15 protein-coding genes are annotated in these 16,893 nt (G+C 59.1%); 9 read left to right on the top strand and 6 right to left on the bottom strand.

The window, feature by feature from the left end; all coding sequences use genetic code 11:
- Window positions 1–88: 88 nt before the first annotated feature.
- Entirely contained in the window at window positions 89–325 is a 237-nt protein-coding gene (locus ACTHV6_RS03045; RefSeq protein WP_441385789.1) for a PTS transporter subunit EIIB, read from the top strand.
- Window positions 326–344: 19 nt separating this feature from the next.
- Complete coding sequence (locus ACTHV6_RS03040) at window positions 345–800, top strand: PTS sugar transporter subunit IIA (RefSeq protein ID WP_441385788.1); 456 nt, start codon at window positions 345–347, stop codon at window positions 798–800.
- Window positions 801–875: 75 nt separating this feature from the next.
- Here ACTHV6_RS03040 and pepN read toward each other — a convergent pair whose 3' ends face one another.
- Window positions 876–3,434 (bottom strand): aminopeptidase N, encoded by a 2,559-nt coding sequence (pepN, locus tag ACTHV6_RS03035; protein ID WP_441385787.1) that lies wholly within the window; start codon window positions 3,432–3,434, stop codon window positions 876–878.
- A gap of 246 nt (window positions 3,435–3,680) precedes the next feature.
- On the opposite strand from pepN, the gene ACTHV6_RS03030 reads away from it, so the two are divergent.
- On the top strand, window positions 3,681–5,198 hold the full coding sequence (locus tag ACTHV6_RS03030; RefSeq protein ID WP_441385786.1) for an anion permease: 1,518 nt from the start codon (window positions 3,681–3,683) through the stop codon (window positions 5,196–5,198).
- 66 nt (window positions 5,199–5,264) lie between these two features.
- Window positions 5,265–5,861, top strand: coding sequence for a mycothiol-dependent nitroreductase Rv2466c family protein (locus ACTHV6_RS03025; RefSeq protein WP_441385785.1), 597 nt, complete (start codon window positions 5,265–5,267; stop codon window positions 5,859–5,861).
- A 376-nt stretch (window positions 5,862–6,237) separates the two neighbouring features.
- Here the strand turns inward: ACTHV6_RS03025 and ACTHV6_RS03020 are convergent, their stop codons facing one another.
- On the bottom strand, window positions 6,238–8,235 hold the full coding sequence (locus ACTHV6_RS03020) for a M13 family metallopeptidase (protein WP_441385784.1): 1,998 nt from the start codon (window positions 8,233–8,235) through the stop codon (window positions 6,238–6,240).
- Window positions 8,236–8,332: 97 nt separating this feature from the next.
- Between ACTHV6_RS03020 and ACTHV6_RS03015 the strand changes: the two genes are divergently transcribed.
- Complete coding sequence (locus ACTHV6_RS03015; protein ID WP_441385783.1) at window positions 8,333–8,788, top strand: ribose-5-phosphate isomerase; 456 nt, start codon at window positions 8,333–8,335, stop codon at window positions 8,786–8,788.
- A 4-nt stretch (window positions 8,789–8,792) separates the two neighbouring features.
- On the opposite strand, the gene epsC is transcribed toward ACTHV6_RS03015, so the two are convergent.
- Complete coding sequence (gene epsC / locus ACTHV6_RS03010; RefSeq protein ID WP_441385782.1) at window positions 8,793–9,371, bottom strand: serine O-acetyltransferase EpsC; 579 nt, start codon at window positions 9,369–9,371, stop codon at window positions 8,793–8,795.
- A gap of 248 nt (window positions 9,372–9,619) precedes the next feature.
- On the opposite strand from epsC, the gene ACTHV6_RS03005 reads away from it, so the two are divergent.
- A complete protein-coding gene (locus tag ACTHV6_RS03005) occupies window positions 9,620–10,087 on the top strand; it encodes a hypothetical protein (RefSeq protein ID WP_441385781.1) in 468 nt (155 codons plus the stop codon).
- Window positions 10,088–10,215: 128 nt separating this feature from the next.
- Here the strand turns inward: ACTHV6_RS03005 and cysK are convergent, their stop codons facing one another.
- Complete coding sequence (cysK, locus tag ACTHV6_RS03000) at window positions 10,216–11,151, bottom strand: cysteine synthase A (RefSeq protein ID WP_441385780.1); 936 nt, start codon at window positions 11,149–11,151, stop codon at window positions 10,216–10,218.
- Between the two features lie 136 nt (window positions 11,152–11,287).
- Window positions 11,288–11,959 carry an IMPACT family protein gene (locus tag ACTHV6_RS02995; protein WP_441385779.1) on the bottom strand — a complete coding sequence of 224 codons (672 nt, stop codon included), beginning with the start codon at window positions 11,957–11,959 and terminating at the stop codon, window positions 11,288–11,290.
- A 305-nt stretch (window positions 11,960–12,264) separates the two neighbouring features.
- On the opposite strand from ACTHV6_RS02995, the gene rpmF reads away from it, so the two are divergent.
- The 3 genes from rpmF (at window position 12,265) to ACTHV6_RS02980 (ending at window position 15,619) form a co-directional block, all read left to right on the top strand.
- Window positions 12,265–12,429: a 50S ribosomal protein L32 gene (gene rpmF, locus ACTHV6_RS02990; protein WP_441385778.1), complete on the top strand. Its 165-nt coding sequence runs from the start codon at window positions 12,265–12,267 to the stop codon at window positions 12,427–12,429.
- 167 nt (window positions 12,430–12,596) lie between these two features.
- Window positions 12,597–13,199, top strand: coding sequence for an NYN domain-containing protein (locus ACTHV6_RS02985; RefSeq protein ID WP_441385777.1), 603 nt, complete (start codon window positions 12,597–12,599; stop codon window positions 13,197–13,199).
- A gap of 65 nt (window positions 13,200–13,264) precedes the next feature.
- Complete coding sequence (locus tag ACTHV6_RS02980; protein WP_441385776.1) at window positions 13,265–15,619, top strand: MaoC/PaaZ C-terminal domain-containing protein; 2,355 nt, start codon at window positions 13,265–13,267, stop codon at window positions 15,617–15,619.
- 72 nt (window positions 15,620–15,691) lie between these two features.
- Here ACTHV6_RS02980 and ACTHV6_RS02975 read toward each other — a convergent pair whose 3' ends face one another.
- Window positions 15,692–16,585: a restriction endonuclease gene (locus ACTHV6_RS02975; protein ID WP_441385775.1), complete on the bottom strand. Its 894-nt coding sequence runs from the start codon at window positions 16,583–16,585 to the stop codon at window positions 15,692–15,694.
- Between the last annotated feature and the right edge of the window lie 308 nt (window positions 16,586–16,893).

Here is a 16,893-nt window from a genome sequence, read left to right as displayed (position 1 = left end):
ATCGGGCCGTAAGGTCGGTTCCCGCCTCCCTGATCGGGGGTAGGCTGGGATCGGAGAGCACAGCCCCCGATGAGAGTGGAGTGAAGAGATGACTAAGGCTGAAGGAATACTTCAAGCGCTTGGCGGCTCGAAGAATCTGAAAAGCATCGAGCCCTGTATCACGCGCCTGCGCGTTGTTGTGAACGATCCAACGCAAGTTGACGAACCGGGACTACGAGAGTCTGGAGCATTCGGCGTTGTTCTGCAGGGGCCAGTTATTCAGGTTGTTGTTGGGCCGGAAGCTGACGATCTTGGTGAGGCAATCAGCGAGTTGACGGACCACTAGAGAGATTTGGGCTAAAGCCATGACCCTCATAATCAATGCACCTGTGTCCGGCGAGGTCATCCCCATGCGGGACGTGCCCGATCCCGTGTTTTCCACCTTGATGGTGGGGCCCGGAGCCGCGATTGATCCATTCCCCGGCGGCCTGACGGTGGTTGCCCCATGTGCCGGGAAGGTCCGCAAGGCGAAGGCCCACGGCTTCGTCATTGAAGCTGCTGAGGGCATCGGAGTTCTTATCCATCTTGGGCTAGACACGGTGGAATTGGACGGCGATGGTTTCGATGTTCTGGTGAAGGACGGCCAGAATGTAGCGCCCGGCCAGCCGATCGTCTTGTGGAACACCCGAGTTGCGGACGATGCCGGCTACCCGCTGTGCTCGCCGATCGTTGTAGTGGGCGCTGGCGAGGAATCCGTCCAGATCGTTGCCGCCGGGCCAAAAGTTGAGGCCGGCAAGCCCTTCTTGGAGGTCCACGAGTAGTTTTTGACGACGACGACGATGAAGCGGGGCAGGCACTCGGTGCCTGCCCCGCTTGGGCTTTCAGATATGAGCGCGTCAGTTGCTGGCGGCGTCCACTCCCTGAGCGTTCAGCGCGCGTGTTGCGGCATCAACCTGTTCGGAGACAAGGCGGATGGCCGCGGCTGCGGCGCCGGTGTGCTCGGCAAGCCATGTTTCACCAAGTCCAACAAGGTCCACACCAAGATCGGTGCGGCCAGTCAGCTGGATGGGGAAGGCATACTCGAGCATGTTCTTGGCGATCTCCACCGTGTGACCCGCCCACTGAGCTTCGGCATCAGCGAAGTAGCGCTCAGCATAGGGCACCAAGGATTCGGCGGTCGATCGCGCGATGCCTAGGCAGAGGTTGCGCTGGACGGTGTTGGACACCGTATCGCCCGTGACGTCCGCCCATACCTTTTCCCGGACGTCCGGATCTGGAAGCGCACCGCGCGCCTGAGCGGAGTAGATCTGCCCGTAGGAGGTGTTGTCGCGTTCGAATTCGGCGGTAATCTCGGCCTCGCCAATACGCCCAGCGGCGGCAAGCGCTACGTGGATGAGCCAGCGGACCTCGGCATCTACAACATATCCCTCCGGCACATCCGTGCCCTCAAGCCACCCGCTGATGCGAGCGAACTGATCATCAGTCACCGCGGCACGCATGGCGGCACTGGCAACCTGCAGCTGGTTGTCGCTGCCGGGCGTTGCCGAATCGAGGATCTCGAAGATCGCCGCAGCAACCTTGTCCTTGAGAACAGCGCGCAGGGCAGGAGCCGAATACAGGTTGGTGGCCGTCATGAGCTGGTTGAGGATATGGCGCAGCACGGTGCCGTCCGTTTCATCCGGCAGCGCCTTGAGCGCGATTGTGGTGAAGGCGGTGGCCGAAAGTAGGCCGTCGCGGCACATGTTCCACGCCGAAAGAAGAACCTGCGTGCGGGCCAAGTGATCATCGAATGCGTCCAGATGCTCGATCGCGGTGTTCAGCGAATCCTCGTCCATCCGGATCTTGCCGTAGGCATAGTCCCCATCGTTGAGCAAAATGAGAGCGGGGCGCTTCGCGCCAGCGAACTCTGGGACATCAGTGGTTTCGCCCGCGATGTCCAGCTCTGAGCTGATCGTGCGCACTAGACGGCCATCCACCAGATCGTATCCGCCAACACCGATGCGATGCGGGCGAAGGGACGAACGGCCATCGGACTCCTGGAGGATGGAAAGGGACTGGACCACGCCGTCGTCGTCGATCGAAATAACCGGCGAAAGAACGTTCACACCGGATTCTTCCAACCACAGCTTCGTCCACTCAGACAGGTCGCGGCCGGAGGACTTCTCCAACTCCACCAACAGGTCCTTGAGCGTGGCGTTGCCCCAGGCGTTCTTCCGGATGTATTCGCGCACCCCGGCCAGGAACTCCTCCTGACCAACCCAGGCCACCAGCTGCTTGAGCACAGAGGCGCCCTTGCCGTAGGTGATTCCATCGAAATTGATTAGCACGGTTTCGATATCAACGGCGTCCGCGGCGATCGGATGGGTGGAGGGCAGCTGATCCTCTTGGGTGGCCCACGACTTTTCGGAGGCGAGGAAGGTGACCCATGCGTCCGTCAGATCCGTGTTGTTGACGGCGGCCAGGTGGCTCATGTACTCGGCGAAGGATTCGTTTAACCAGAGATCGTCCCACCACTTCATGGTGACCAGATCGCCAAACCACATGTGGGCCTGCTCGTGCAGGATCGTGATGAGGCGGCGGTCAATCATCGCGCCGGTGGGCTTGGTGCGGAAGATGTAGCTCTCCACGATGGTCACGTTGCCGGGGTGCTCCATGGCGCCGGCGTTGTATTCCGGGCAGAAGATCTGATCGTACTTGCGGAACGGGTAGGGGAAGCCGTAGTTGGCCTCGTAGAACTCGAAGCCCTGTTTCGTGATGCGGAACAGCTCATCGGAATCCATGTACTGCTTGAGGGACTTGCGTGCCCACACGCCCAGCGGGATGTCCCGGCCATCAACGCTGCGATACGTTTCGTTATCGTAGCCATCGTAAGGGCCGGCGATGATCGAGGTGAGGTAGGTGGACATGCGCTCGGTGGGGGTGAAGCTCCACGTGGCCGTGCCGGCGCCCGCGGGGGTGGGCTCGGGGCTGGGGGAGTTGGAGAACACGCGCCACGCCTTGGGCGCGGTGATGGTGAAGGTGAAGTCCGCTTTGAGGTCCGGCTGCTCGAAGTTGGCGAAAACGCGGCGGGCATCCGCCACCTCGAACTGTGAGTAGAGGTAGGCCTCCCCATCCGCCGGATCCACGTAGCGGTGCAGGCCCTCGCCCGTGCGCGAATAATCCATCGTGGACTCCACGCGCACCGTGTTGTGTTCGGCGAGGTCAGTGAGGGGGAAACGCGAATCGGCGTAGGCAGCCGGATCCAATTCGGAGCCGTTGAGCACTACGCGATCCACCGAATGAGCGATGATATCGAGGAACGTGCTGGCCCCGGCCGTGGCCGAGAAATCGATCTCGGTTGTGGCCGCGAACGTGGTATCCGACCCAGTGAGGTCCAAGTCGATCCGGTAGTGATGGGTTGCGATCTTGGATGAGCGCTCAAGCGCTTCCGCGCGCTGCAGGTTTGTGCCTGGCATGTGTGTCCTAACCGCGCCGGGTCTGATCGAACGTGATCGGGGTGTCTGATCGAGGTGTCTGATCGAACTGGCGGCGCCCGTGATGAATAATCCACAGAACAGATTACGCGACCTGCAGCCCTTTTGTGAGTACCGACTCCCTTATCTGGAATTGGTCTAAAGGCCTACGCCTGCAGTCGCCGTGCTTATTACGCTAAATGTGGACAAAATCCGGAAAATAAACGATTCTGATCGACGGAGAAAATCATGGCGAGCGACCAATTCGCTGACAAGCCCCACGAACCACAATCAGGGGCAACATCCGCACAAGCGGCGGGGGAAGCGATCCCCGTCAAGCTTTCCTTCAAGCCGATGAAGTTGCTTCTGGCCGTTGCGGTTGGGCTCATTATCTTCATCCTGCCGCATCCCGCCGATCTGGACACGCGTGCGTGGGGGACGCTGGCGCTGTTTGTTGCGACGATCGTTGGGATTATTGCCAAGGCCCTGCCGATGGGCGCCGTCACGCTGATTGCCCTGATCGTTGGGGCACTGACCGGACTCACTCCCCTCTCCCAGACCGATGAGGGCGATGCCGTCCTCATGCTCTCGGGTTTCTCGAACAACACAATCTGGCTGATTGGCATCGCGATGTTCCTCTCCCGCGCCGTCATCAAGACGGGGCTGGGCAAACGCATCGCGCTGTTCTTCGTGTCAAAGCTGGGCAATCGGATGATGGGGGTTGTATACGGATTGGCCATTGCCGATCTGATCGTTGGCCCCGGTATCCCTTCCGCATCCGCACGCGGTGGCGGAATCATGTACCCGATCATGCGGTCAATTGCCGAGGCATATGACTCCAAGCCGGGGCCAACGGCCAAGCGCGCCGGCGCCTTCCTCGCGTTGGTCGTGTCCCAGATCGATACCGTGGTGTGCACCATGTTCCTCACGGCTATGGCGGGAAATCCGCTCGTGGCCGAGCTGGCTGCGAGCCAAGGCGTGGAGATTTCGTGGATGACGTGGTTTATCGGGGCGCTCGTTCCTGGACTCGTCGCACTGGTTGTTCTGCCCTACATCCTGTACAAGATCTACCCACCGGAACTCAAGCAAACCCCGAAGATGGCTCAGATGGCCAAGGACGAACTCGCGCGCATGGGCGGGATGTCTAAGGCCGAGAAGGTTCTCGGGTCTACATTCATTCTCCTGCTGTTCCTGTGGACCGTTGGCGATCAAGTGTTGGGAATCAACGCCACAGTCTCCGCCTTCATTGGGCTGGCCATTCTCATGTTCACGAGCATCATGACGTGGAAGGATATCGTCTCCGAATCCACCGCATGGGACACGATGTTCTGGTTCGCCGCGCTGGTCATGATGGCCAATGCGCTCAATGCCTACGGCGTGATCGAATGGATCTCGGACCATATCGTGGGGCTGATCGGCGGGCTGTCGTGGCCCATTGCCTTCCTCATCCTCATCCTCGTGTACTTCTACACCCGATACTTCTTCGCCTCAGCCATGGCACACATCTCTGCGATGTATCTTCCCTTCCTCGCGGCGGCACTGGCCGTTGGGGCTCCGCCGCTGCTGGCGGCGCTTGGCCTTGGATACGCATCCACAGCGTCCATGAGCCTCACCCAGTATGCCGGTGGTCCCGGACCTGCCCTGTATGGATCTGGCTACAACACCACTGGTCAGTGGTGGGGCGTCAGCTTCCTTGCATCGATTCCTTCGCTCATTATCTGGATCGGCATCGGGGGCGCGTGGATGAAGGTGCTCGGTTGGTGGTGAGTAGGCGTTCCTGCCCCGAGCCTTTCCGCCCTTGCGGCCCTGTGCGCTGGAGTGTTGGATAGAGGCATGAGTACAAAGGTAGATTTTTGGTTCGATGCGTCTTGCCCGTGGACGTGGATCACCTCGCGCTGGCTGGTGGAAGTTGCCGAGCATCGCGATCTCGATGTTCAGTGGCGTCCCTTCTCGCTGGCGGTCCTCAACGAAGGGAAGGACATCCCTGAGGAATACCGTGCTCACGTGGAGGAGGGGCGGATGGCTGCGCAGGTTGTGGCCGGCGTTGCCGCCGAGGAAAGCAATGAGACGCTAGGGCGCTTCTACACGGACCTTGGCCGCCTCTACCATGAGCAAGGGCGCGTCAACGATCCACTCGCGATCACGCAGGCCCTGACCAGTTCGGGCGCCTCGGCTGACATTATGGACCGGTTTGGCGAATTTGAGGAGGCCGTGGCTGCGTCCACACGGGCGGGCCTCGAACTTGTGGGCGATGAGGTGGGCGTTCCGATCATCGCGATCGACGGCGTGGCCTTCTTCGGTCCCGTCATCTCTCCAGCGCCGCACGGCGAAGCGGCCCTCCAGCTGTGGGACGGGTGCTTGGCACTGGCTCGCACTCCCGGCTTCTTTGAACTCAAGCGCTCGCGGGATGTAGGGCCGATCTTCGATTAGATGTGCTTGATCGCTGATGAGATCGCCTAAAGTACGAATCTGATGTGCAAACTAGTGTGGTCCCAGTTGTGAAATTGGGGCCACATTGTGTGTCGGGCATGGTTAGCGATGAACCGGTTTTGTCTCCGCAGCCTGCTCTGGCAAGCCATTGGCTACCCGTTGCCGGGTGCCCGGCGGCGATTCTAGATTCTCAGTTCCGTATGCTGTGTGAGCCATGCGTATGTGCACGGCAACTACAGCATGCGGAATTGAATCCCGCATGCGTTGCTAGGGTATCTCGCCTCAGTTCCGTATGCTGTGTGAGCCATGCGTATGTGCACGGCAACTACAGCATGCGGAGCTGAAACGCGGTCCGTGGGGCACCCAAACTGCACACTTACCAGATCCGCACGCGCTCCTCGGGCGGGAGGTACAACGCGTCCCCAGCCTGTACTCCAAACGCATCGGCGAAGGCATCCACGTTCTTGACCACGCCGTTGCAGCGGAATTCCGCAGGGGAGTGAGGATCGGTGGCGATGAGCGTTTCTAGGAGTTCGCTGCGCCGCTTCTCTTGCCAGATCCGAGCGTAGGAGAGGAGCACACGCTGGGTGGCGGTGTAGCCGTCGATTTCTGTGGCGCTGGCCAGCGTTTCACCGGCCCGCGCCAGAGCGATCGCGTACGCCTTCAGCCCAATGGATAGGCCGCCCAGGTCACCGATGTTCTCACCCAAGGTGAGGGCTCCTTGAACGTGATGCGGGCTGTCGGGTCCGAACTGCTCGGGGGTGTACTGCTCATATTGGTTGACGAGGGCGCCCGTGCGCTTGTCGAATTCTGTGCGATCTGCTTCGGTCCACCAGTTGTGGAGTGCGCCGCTGGCATCGTACTTGGAGCCCTGATCGTCAAAGCCGTGGCCGATCTCGTGCCCGATCACTGATCCGATTCCGCCGTAGTTGAAGGAATCGTCGCGTTCCGGATCGAAGAATGGGAACTGGAGGATGGCTGCGGGGAATACGATCTCGTTCCACACCGGGTTGTAGTAGGCGTTGACGGTTTGGGGAGACATGAACCATTCGCTGCGGTCCATCGGCTTGCCCAGCTTCTCGATGCCGCGGTTGAACTCGAAGCGGTTGACCTGCCGTACGTTCTCCACTAGATCATCGCCGATCTCCAGTGCAGAATAATCGAGCCACTTGTCAGGGTAGCCGATCTTGGTGACGAAGGAATCCACCTTCTCCAAGGCTTTCTCCTTGGTCTCCTCGCCCATCCAGTCCAGAGCGCGGATGGACTGGCGGTAGGCCTCCAGCAGATCCTCGACGAGCGTGAGCATGGCTTCTTTGTGGTCCGGCGGGAAGTGGCGCTGCACGTAGAGCTTGCCTACAGCCTCGCCGAGCGAGCCGTTGACCAGCTGGACGCCGCGCTTCCAACGCGCGCGCTGTTCCGTGGTGCCGGAAAGCACGCGGCCATAGAAGTCAAAGCTGGCCCGGTCAATGTCCTGAGTCAGGAAGGTGGAGCGCCCGCGCAGCACGCGCCAGCGGGTGTAGGCCTTGAGATCGTCCAGCGGGGCGTCCGCCCACACGCGGGCAGACCCTGCCAGCGCGTCCGGCATCATGACGATGACGTTATCCAGCTTATCTTCGGTGAAACCGGCGGACGTGATGGCGCCACCCCAGTTGAATCCCGGCGCCGAAGCAACGAAATCGTTCCAAGTCATCGGATTGTTGATCTTGTCCGTGTCGCGCGAATCCACCACATTCATGTGTGTGGCGGCGAAGGCGCGCTCCAGTTCGAACACCGTCTCGGATTCGTCCTGAGCAACGGCGGGACTCATCTCATACCCCAGCGTCATGAAGCTGGTGACGAAGCTACGATACTTCGCCAGAACTTCGGCGAACTGCGGCTCGCGGTAATAGGCCTCGTCCGGCAAGCCGATGCCAGACTGGTACAGGAAAGCCACGTAGCGCTCCGGATCGTTGAGATCCGTATCCACATCGATCCCGAAGAACGAGCCCACGCCCGTTGGCATCAACGATCCGATGGCAACCGCCAGCTCGTCCTTGGAGGTCGCGGCTCCAATCGCATCCAGATCCGCCAGAAGTGGTTCCGTTCCGCGCCCATTCACGGCTTCCGTGTCCATCCACGAATTGAAGAAGCTGGCAACCTGCTGCGCCTCGCCCTCAGTGGGGTTCTTGGCAGCAATCTCCTCGATGATGTCCTTAACCTGCTGCTCGGCCTGAATGTGGAGCGCGGTGAAGGAGCCATCGGATGAAAGATCGGCCGGAATCTCGTAGGTGTCCAGCCATGTGCCGTTCACGGCGCGGAAGAGGTCATCTTGAATACGCACGTTGGGATCTGCTGCCTCCAGCACACGCTGGAGGTGAATATCTGATGTGGTCATGAAAAACAGCATACGCATCGGCGAGGAATGTGGCCCAGATTTCACCAATTTTCACCACTGCGCGAAAGAATAGGATGCGCCCGCTAAACTAGTGGCCATGCGCGTACATATTGCTGCAGATCATGCAGGTTTCGAACTCAGAGAGTACATCATCCCCAAGTTGAAGGATGCCGGCTACGAGGTAGTGGATCACGGCGCCACAACGTACGATCCACTGGATCATTACCCCACCATGTGTATCCCGTGCGCGGAGGCCACGGTTGCCGATCCGGGTTCGCTCGGGATCGTTATTGGGGGCTCCGGCAACGGCGAACAGATCGCCGCTAACAAGGTCAAGGGCGCGCGTGCAGTACTCGCGTGGAACCATGACACGGCGGCTCTCGGGCGCGAGCACAACAACGCCAACGTCATTGGCATCGGCGCCCGCCAGCACGAGCCCGAGGAGGCATGGAAGCTCATCAAGACGTTCTTGGAGACGCCGTGGAGCGAAGAGCCGCGCCACCAGGCACGCGTCGATCTTCTGGCCGATTACGAAGAGAAGACCAAGAAGTAGGCCCCTAGATATAGATAGCCGGGTCAATGGTGTAGGCCGGCGCCGCATGGTCGCGGTAGCTGGCCGGCACGCCCACGGCCGTGTGGTGAGGAGGAAGATCTCGGACGACGACGGCGTTCGCCCCAATACGAGCCTCATCTCCGATCCGCACGGGGCCGAGTACTTTGGCTCCCGCACCAATGACAACCCCGTTGCCCAGCGTGGGGTGGCGCTTCGTGGCGCTCAGAGATGTTCCGCCCAGTGTCACGCCATGGTAGAGCATGCAATCGGCTCCAATTTCAGAGGTTTCGCCGATCACCACACCCATGCCGTGATCAATGAATAGGCGGGGGCCGATCTTCGCTCCGGGGTGAATCTCGATACCCGTGATGGCACGGACCAGCTGGGAGAACAATCGGGCAGGCAGCTTAAAGAGGCCCCCGCGCTTCCAGATGGCGTGGGCGAGGCGGTAGCCCCACACGGCGTGAACGCCGGGGTAGGCCAGTGCCACCTCAATCCGCGTCCGGGCCGCCGGATCGTGATCGCAGGCAGCCTGCAGGTCATCCTTGAGGACCCGAACAAACTTGTTGAGGTGTGAACCCATCCGCTGTTCCTCTCGCTGAATCATGACGAAAAGCCATGGGCCCTATTGTGCCACCTCGCGCGGGGTTGCCCAAGAAGGTCTCAGGGCTGCTGGCGCGCCTAGCCACTGCTTGGTTGTAACAGACTGTTTTCCGGCATGTGTAGGCGGATCAAATACATGCGACCGAAAAGGCATTGGAAGCACGAAATAACGGGACTTAAGCCCCGAATCTAGTGTGCCGGTCGAGAGCTACGATGAAGCATCCAGCAATGCAGCTGGACAACCAAGGGCCGAGGTTTGGTGCCCCATCCTTGAGAGGACTCAGGAAAAGAATGATGCGTGGTACAAGACTGCTTGCTGGAGTTGTCAGCGTTCTGGCAGTTTCCGGTTGCCAAACCAGTGATCAGACCTCTATGAACGAGTTCTGGGGAAAAGAGACGAGCACTATAGGTCATACCTACGAGGAACTCACGGAAGGGCGAGTTGTCGTTATCCAAGACTTATCTGTGCCCATCAGTGGGGTTGATGAGGAGCAGAGCTTCAATGCGAGCGAGGATTGGGACGAATCCGGCTTTGTTATCATGACCGCTTGCGGCAATGGGGACTATCTGGAGGACTCGGATCTCCTAGAGTTTATCGTGACGGCGAAGAATGGTGCTCCCGAGGACACCGTAGAAAAAGCAATCGACGGGGACTACTGGGAGTACCTCACCCCTGGGCAGTGCCCCGGCACGTAGTGGGCCGGGGCCAGAGGTGCGATGCCGCGGCACTTGGCCGAATCTGTCACGGAATTCAGAATGAACGGGGCGGCCCGATTGGACCGCCCCGTTCAATAGTTATGTAACCCGACAGGTGAGAGTGTCGCTCAGTCGAGCAGCCCCTCGAAGAGCGGGGTAGAAAGGTAACGCTCGCCGAAGTCCGGAATGATCGCCACGATGGTCTTGCCCGCTGCTTCTGGCCGCTGAGCGACCTCAAGGGCCGCCTTGAGAGCCGCACCGGACGAAATGCCTACGAGGAGGCCTTCTTCGGTAGCCGATTTGCGTGCCGTCTCGATCGCAACCTCGCCGGGAACCGAGATGACTTCGTCGTAGATTTCCGTGTCGAGTACATCGGGAACGAAGTTGGCGCCAATGCCCTGAATCTTGTGCGGGCCAGCCTTTCCTTCGGATAGGAGCGGGGACTCTCCGGGCTCAACGGCGATGAGCTTAACGTCTGGGTTGTGGCGGCGCAGCGCTCGGCCTGCTCCCGTGATCGTTCCGCCGGTGCCGATACCGGAAACGAGGTAATCAACCTTGCCGTCCGTGTCCGTCCAGATTTCTTCGCCGGTGGTTGCTTCGTGAATGGCGGGATTTGCCTCGTTGGCGAACTGTGAAGCCAGAATGGCTCCCGGGGTGTTGGCGACGATTTCATCGGCCTTATCTACCGCACCCTTCATGCCGCCTGCGGGCTCGGTCAGGACCAGTTCGGCGCCGAACGCGCGCAGAAGCGCGCGCCGTTCCTTGGACATGGAGGAGGGCATTGTGAGGATCACCTTGTAGCCGCGTACCGCACCAACCCACGCGAGGCCGATGCCGGTGTTACCGGAGGTGGCCTCAACAATCGTTCCTCCTGCGCTGAGTGCACCTGCCTTTTCAGCAGCATCAATGATCGCTACGCCGATACGGTCCTTGACCGAGTTCGCGGGGTTGTAAAACTCCAGCTTGGCGAGAACCGTGGCTTGACCGTTGCCAGCCAGCCGGTTGATGCGAACGAGGGGTGTTCCCCCAACAAGCTCCGTTGCATCAGCATAAATTTTGGACATTACGTTCTCCTTGTCTGCACGCCTGTTGCGTGGCATATGAGCTGTTTTAAATCAACGGCTGGAACTAACCAACCACAAAATAGGGTTTATGTCTAGCGTTGTGTGTACTTGTCTCGAAACATGAAGCAATTTCGGCCTAGCCTGGGGCTCGCATGGCCGCGGACTCGTTGACCGAGCCCCACGCAAATTCTTGGGCTGCTTTCCCTGACACCTCGGGTGTGATGGTGCCACCGGAGAGCTGGGCAAACAGTGCAGTGAGGTCCTTTCCCTTGGGTGTTACCACACTGACTCGGACGCCCTCGCCCAGATACTCGGGTGTACCAGCGAAGCCAGCGTTGGCCAGTTCGGAAAGATATCGTCCAGAATCGCTATGGGGGAGGAGTGTGCTCCACACAGGAACAATCTCTCGCGATAGGAGGGGTGCTCCCTCAAGCGCCTCCTTCACAGCACCCGAATATGCACGGACTAGTCCGCCGGTTCCGAGCAACGTTCCGCCGAAGTATCTCGTAACAATTGCTACCGCGTCCGTAATGCCGATGCCCAGCAGTACGTCGAGGATCGGGCGCCCAGCCGTTCCGGACGGCTCGGAATCATCAGATGAGTGAAGCGCTGGCGCGGAACCGGGTACTCCCACAACAAATGCAGTGCAGTGATGCCGCGCGTCTGGAAGCTCAGCCCGGCGTACGTTGATTGTCTCGCGGGCTTGCTCGGGACTATCGATTCTGACCACCGTCGCAAGGAATCGTGACCGCTTGATCTCCAGCTCTCCATGGAACTGGGAATCTTTTGGCAACACGAGTTCACTCACCCCGCCATTCTATCCGCGTGTGCCACGTGTACCACGTGCATTCTTGGTCTTCGTCGACGGGTACGGACGATTGCGGAGATCAGTGGCGCCGGCTTCGTCAGAGAATTTCCAGATACCTGTCGATAACGAGGGATGTGATGAAGTACTCTGGCCTAACCGGCCCAAAGAACGCCTGCGGAATAGCGGGCACAGGCCGTGTCAGGTACAGTATTCACTTGTGCGTGTTGTCCGAGGCAATGCTTTGGGCGGCGCGGTAAGACAGGTGGTCGCGATCAGGCGGCCCGAGAATCGAGAGGAGCGGCATCATGGCAGTACCCAAGCGCAAGATGTCCCGCAGCAACACCCGCTCTCGCCGTTCCCAGTGGAAGGCTGAGGTTCCTAACCTCCAGACCGTCCGCGTTCAGGGCCGCGAAGTGCGCATTCCACGTAAGCTTGCTAAGGCTTACAAGAATGGCTTGCTTGCGGACTGACCAATAAGCGTCAAAGGAACCCGGATATCAGACGGTATCCGGGTTCCTTTTATTTCCCCTATTCGAGGTTCTACGTGTGACCTGCAGGCTGAATAGGGTACAATGCTTTTATTACGCCCCGCCGTCCCCCGGGATTGGCGGGGATTTTTCATATAGTTGGAGGCGACGTGGCCAACAATGTAGATCGAGTCGTGCTCTTCATGGACTACCAGAATGTTCACGGTTGGGCTCGGCGCCAGTTCCTGCCGTTTGGCTCAGGTGCGAGCAATGGGCATGTGTTTCCACTGAAGGTAGGTGAGTTGCTCACCGAGCGTAGGCAACGTGAAAGTGACCTGCTTGAAGTTCGGGTTTATAGAGGGCGCCCTAATCCTGAACGGCAGCCCGGTGCGGCGCAGGCTAACGATCGGCAAGCGGACATGTGGGATAGATCTGACCAAGTGACTGTGGTTCGGCGTAATCTTCAATACCCTTCCGACTTTCCGGCTTCTGCCGCCAGTGAGAAAGGTATTGATGTGGCGATCGCCGTAGACATGATTCGGTTAGGGATGTCCGGGTACATGGATGTTGCAGTTCTGTTTTCTTCGGATAATGATCTTATGCCCGCGGTCGAGGTGTTGTGGGGTATGCCCGACTGTCATGTCGAGGTCGCATCTTGGACAGGGGCGCATCGAATCAGGTTCTCCGGAACGCAGCAGCCTTGGTGTCATCATTTGAGTGAAGCGGACTTCCGTGCGGTGCAGGACAATTATGACTACTCAACTCGGGTCTAACGATTATTGTCGTCTGGATCTGACGCCACAAACCGCTATCCTTGAGTGGTCATCAAGGAGGCGGCATGGAGCTAAGGCAGCTTGCACACGTGGTTCACAGTTCAGCTAGCAAGAAGCTGCGGACAATCGGGATTCCTGACTCTCTTGACAAGATTCCCACGATCACACGTTCGGTCAGTACGTCAGCCCCAGAGCTCGGCAGCCTTGCGGATGTATTCAGCGAGCAAGGCTCTGGCCCCGGTGAAGTTAGCGCCGCACGTACCGCGCCGTCAACGGGGAACGGTCAGCAAGGCTGGCTAACCCCGGCCGCCCTGCATAGCTTGTGTTTCCCATCGAACGTAGAGCTACTTGCTGATCCCACTGTGCCTTTACAGCCACTCGGCACCTTAGTGACCAGTCAAGCATGGGATCTCGCTGCGCCAGTTTCGGCCGGTACCGATCTCCAGCTCTCCGCACGTGTAGTGTCACTCAATCGCGATAACTCAGGGATACGTGTGGTGATCCAATGCTCGCTTAGCGCGGCAGGCACAGTTGCCTACATCGAGTGCACCAGCTACCTCGATAAGTCAGGTAAGGGCTCAGATCGGAATATTGGGCAAATTCCTGAGCTTCTGGCCCGAGTACCCGATCTCCGAAAGGATGTCGGTACAAACGGCTTGGGGTATTTGGACGTTGGCCAGCGCACAGCTTACTCATCGGCTCAGTTGGGAACGCAGGCCAGCAAGAACTGGGCGCGTATCACCGGCGATATCAACCCGATACACGTGTCCAAAGCCAGCGCTCGCCTATTCGGATATCGATCAGTGATCCTCCATGGCGCGGCTATTGACGCATGGGCGGCTGGCGAACTCGGGATAGATGGTTCCGAATCGTGCCAAGGCGCCGCATCATTCAGGGCACCAGTGCTCTTGCCAACCCAGCTAGAGCTGGTTGAGCTGACGGACAATCGATTCGCTGTTCTTGATGCGGGCAGTGGACGCGATCTTGTACACCTCTGGTATTCAGGCAAACAGAATGTGCCAGATGTAGGCGAGGCGATTGTGCTACCACGCCAGGACGGACGCAGTAGCAGCACCCTCGTATCGCAGGGAATGTGCGCGGGCGCTGCGAGCGGCCTTCCCCGGCTCCAGCAGTCAATCGACTCAGCGGTCCCGTGGCGTAAACGCTATCGCGAAGCCATGGAAGAGATGAGCTGGTTCGATACCCCAGAGCGAGGCACCAACTGCGCTCAGTCAGGGCTGAATGCTCTCTCGGAGCTCCTTCATTTCTCTGACGGGCGCACGCTCTCCGATGCCATTCTGCGTGAACCGTCAAACGCTGGAGGAGTGATCACCGGAACCCAGAAAGGTCGCAACGAGGGCTTGGAACTGAGCATTGACGGCCGAACGCTTCGTGGGCACGAGCTCGTTGCAGAATTGGACGGTTGGAAGCAATCGGGGCGCCTCCTAGACGGGGCTGATGTAGCGCTACGCGAGATGGCACTCGATCCTGACTTGCTACAAGCCGCAGGTGTTACCTTTGTATGCCTCGGCGCAGGGGCCGAGCTATCCCCAGCGCGTCAGCTGCTCGAGTGGGGTTTCGATGTGGCCGCAGTGATTCGGCCGCAGTCACGCCGCAAGGCAGAGCTCCTCGCCGCGGCACACGAAAGTTCCGGCACGTTATTCCTGCCGCCCGATGACGGAGCTGATGTAGTAGAGGCACCCGAACGAGTTGCCGGATGGATCGCCAAGCTCCCGGGCCGTCTTGTGATTGTGGATTCGCTCTATGCTCCGGGGTCTGCCTTCCTCTTGGCGGCCGCGGGGGCGGATGTGGTGGAACGGCTTGTGTGCAGCGAGCGGACTGACACTATGCTGGCGTGGATCGGCAGCCCAACCGATGCCTTCAAGCTTGGCGAAGACGGCCTCAAGAAACAGCTTGGCGAAGGTGCAGTTGCTCGATCGGTTTCCACATACGCAATGGTGAGGCGCTTGCGCCCGGGCCGCATCGGCGGCGTGTACCCCGGATTCGTTGATGTGCAGGGGCCAAATTACGCCGCGGCCAAGCGGATTGGCAGGTGGCGTGCCACAGTGGAGCGCGCCGCCGGGCGGCAGATCTCCTACAACGTTGGCCCCATGTCACTGACCGCATCTGTCACGGATCACAGGATTCTCAAGACGGCCTATGACGGGCTAGAGCGGCTTGGCATGCCGCCGCTACCGTCCGATCTTTCAGCTTCGATCATGGCTGCCCTACTGGTGTGGGACCTTCATACGCCCGACGCTCAGCGGTACTCCGACACGTTCCTGACCGACAAGGCGGTGGACTGTGGAATGTTCTCTTCGCCTTACGAGCCAAATGGGCTCATGGAGTTTGCTGTGGCGCTCGGCGCAGGCAGCTCCGTCACTGGCGGCGTCAAAGGGCTTGTGCGGCGCTCGCGATAAGGAGTGGGTGCGTACGGTACGGACCTCGGCGCATACGGGCGAAGGGCATAGTTGCCCAGTCAATCTATCGATCTATTCGAAGAAGTCCTCGTCGATCTCGGCAACGGTGTACGTTTCGCGTGTCTGGACTCCAACTCCGAATTGGAGCATAAGGCGGGTGAGGAATGCGCCGTCGATAAGAATAATGCGTGTAGGAACGCCGGAAGCGTATTCGCGGGCGTTCTTTGAGAACGTGCTGGTGGTAATGAAGACGCCACTGTCGGCCTTTCCGCTGAGCGCCCCGACAAATGCTTGCAGATCAGGGCGTCCAACACTGTTGACGTCGGCATAGCGTTTAGCCTGTATGTAAACTCGACTCAAACCCAGAATATCTTGATCAATCACGCCATCAATTCCACCGTCGTTGCTGAGTTGCGTGACGCTTCCCCCGCCCGTAGAGCCGCCGTACCCCATGGCAAGAAGTAGTTCTACCACCGCCTGTTCGAAGAACGCTGGTTCCTTGCTCTGAAGACGTTCTAGGAGTTCCTTCTCAACGTCCTCGTTAATGCGGGTAATGCCTGACTGAACTTGCTCTATTGGAGTCATAGCGGCATCTGTGTCGTTCGGCGGAGTGACAGCGGATTTTTTATCAGAGGAGGTGGACTTATAAGCCCGGATTTGGGAGTTAGGTTCCTTTGCCATCCTTTTGATGTCGTGTTCTTTAGCCCCGTTAGGGAAACGTTGTAAAACCTGTCTGCCTGCATCAGTGATCTGGTAATGCGCTCGCTTGGGACGCGTTAGTGCACCGACATTCGTCATAAATGAAACTGCCCAGCCAATTCGGTTTTCGTATCTGAGCGAATTTCCCGACGGGAGCCTCTCCGTCTTCTGTTCGTCCGTGAGGTGTGCCTTGTCCGCAACCTGAGGTTGAAATTCTCGCCAATGCCGGACAACACCATCATCCATCACCTGCAGGGTCGGGATCATGAATCCTTCCCAATTTGGCATGTCCGTCACAAGTTGCCTCTTTTCATGTGTTCAGTCATCCGGGAGCTCCGGGTTATTCCAGAGTCAGCCATTCAAAGGCTAGCAGCCGGCCGGTCAATGATCTTTGAAATAGGGCGCCAATGCTCCATTTGCACGGATTTCGTCGGGGGAGTTCGCTACGCGAACATAGACCACTTCATCATCCTCGGAAGAGAACGCCAGCGTTCTTTTCACTCGAATTTCGACGGGGTGTTTAGCACCTTCGGTGCTTTCAACCCCTCGGTCTTCGCATCCCTCGAAGATAGATC

The sequence above is a fragment of the Ancrocorticia sp. genome, from assembly GCF_052089425.1.
Lineage (GTDB): Bacteria > Actinomycetota > Actinomycetes > Actinomycetales > Actinomycetaceae > Ancrocorticia.
The sequence above is the reverse complement of the archived record's forward strand: the minus strand, read 5'-3'. Positions and strand labels throughout refer to the sequence as shown.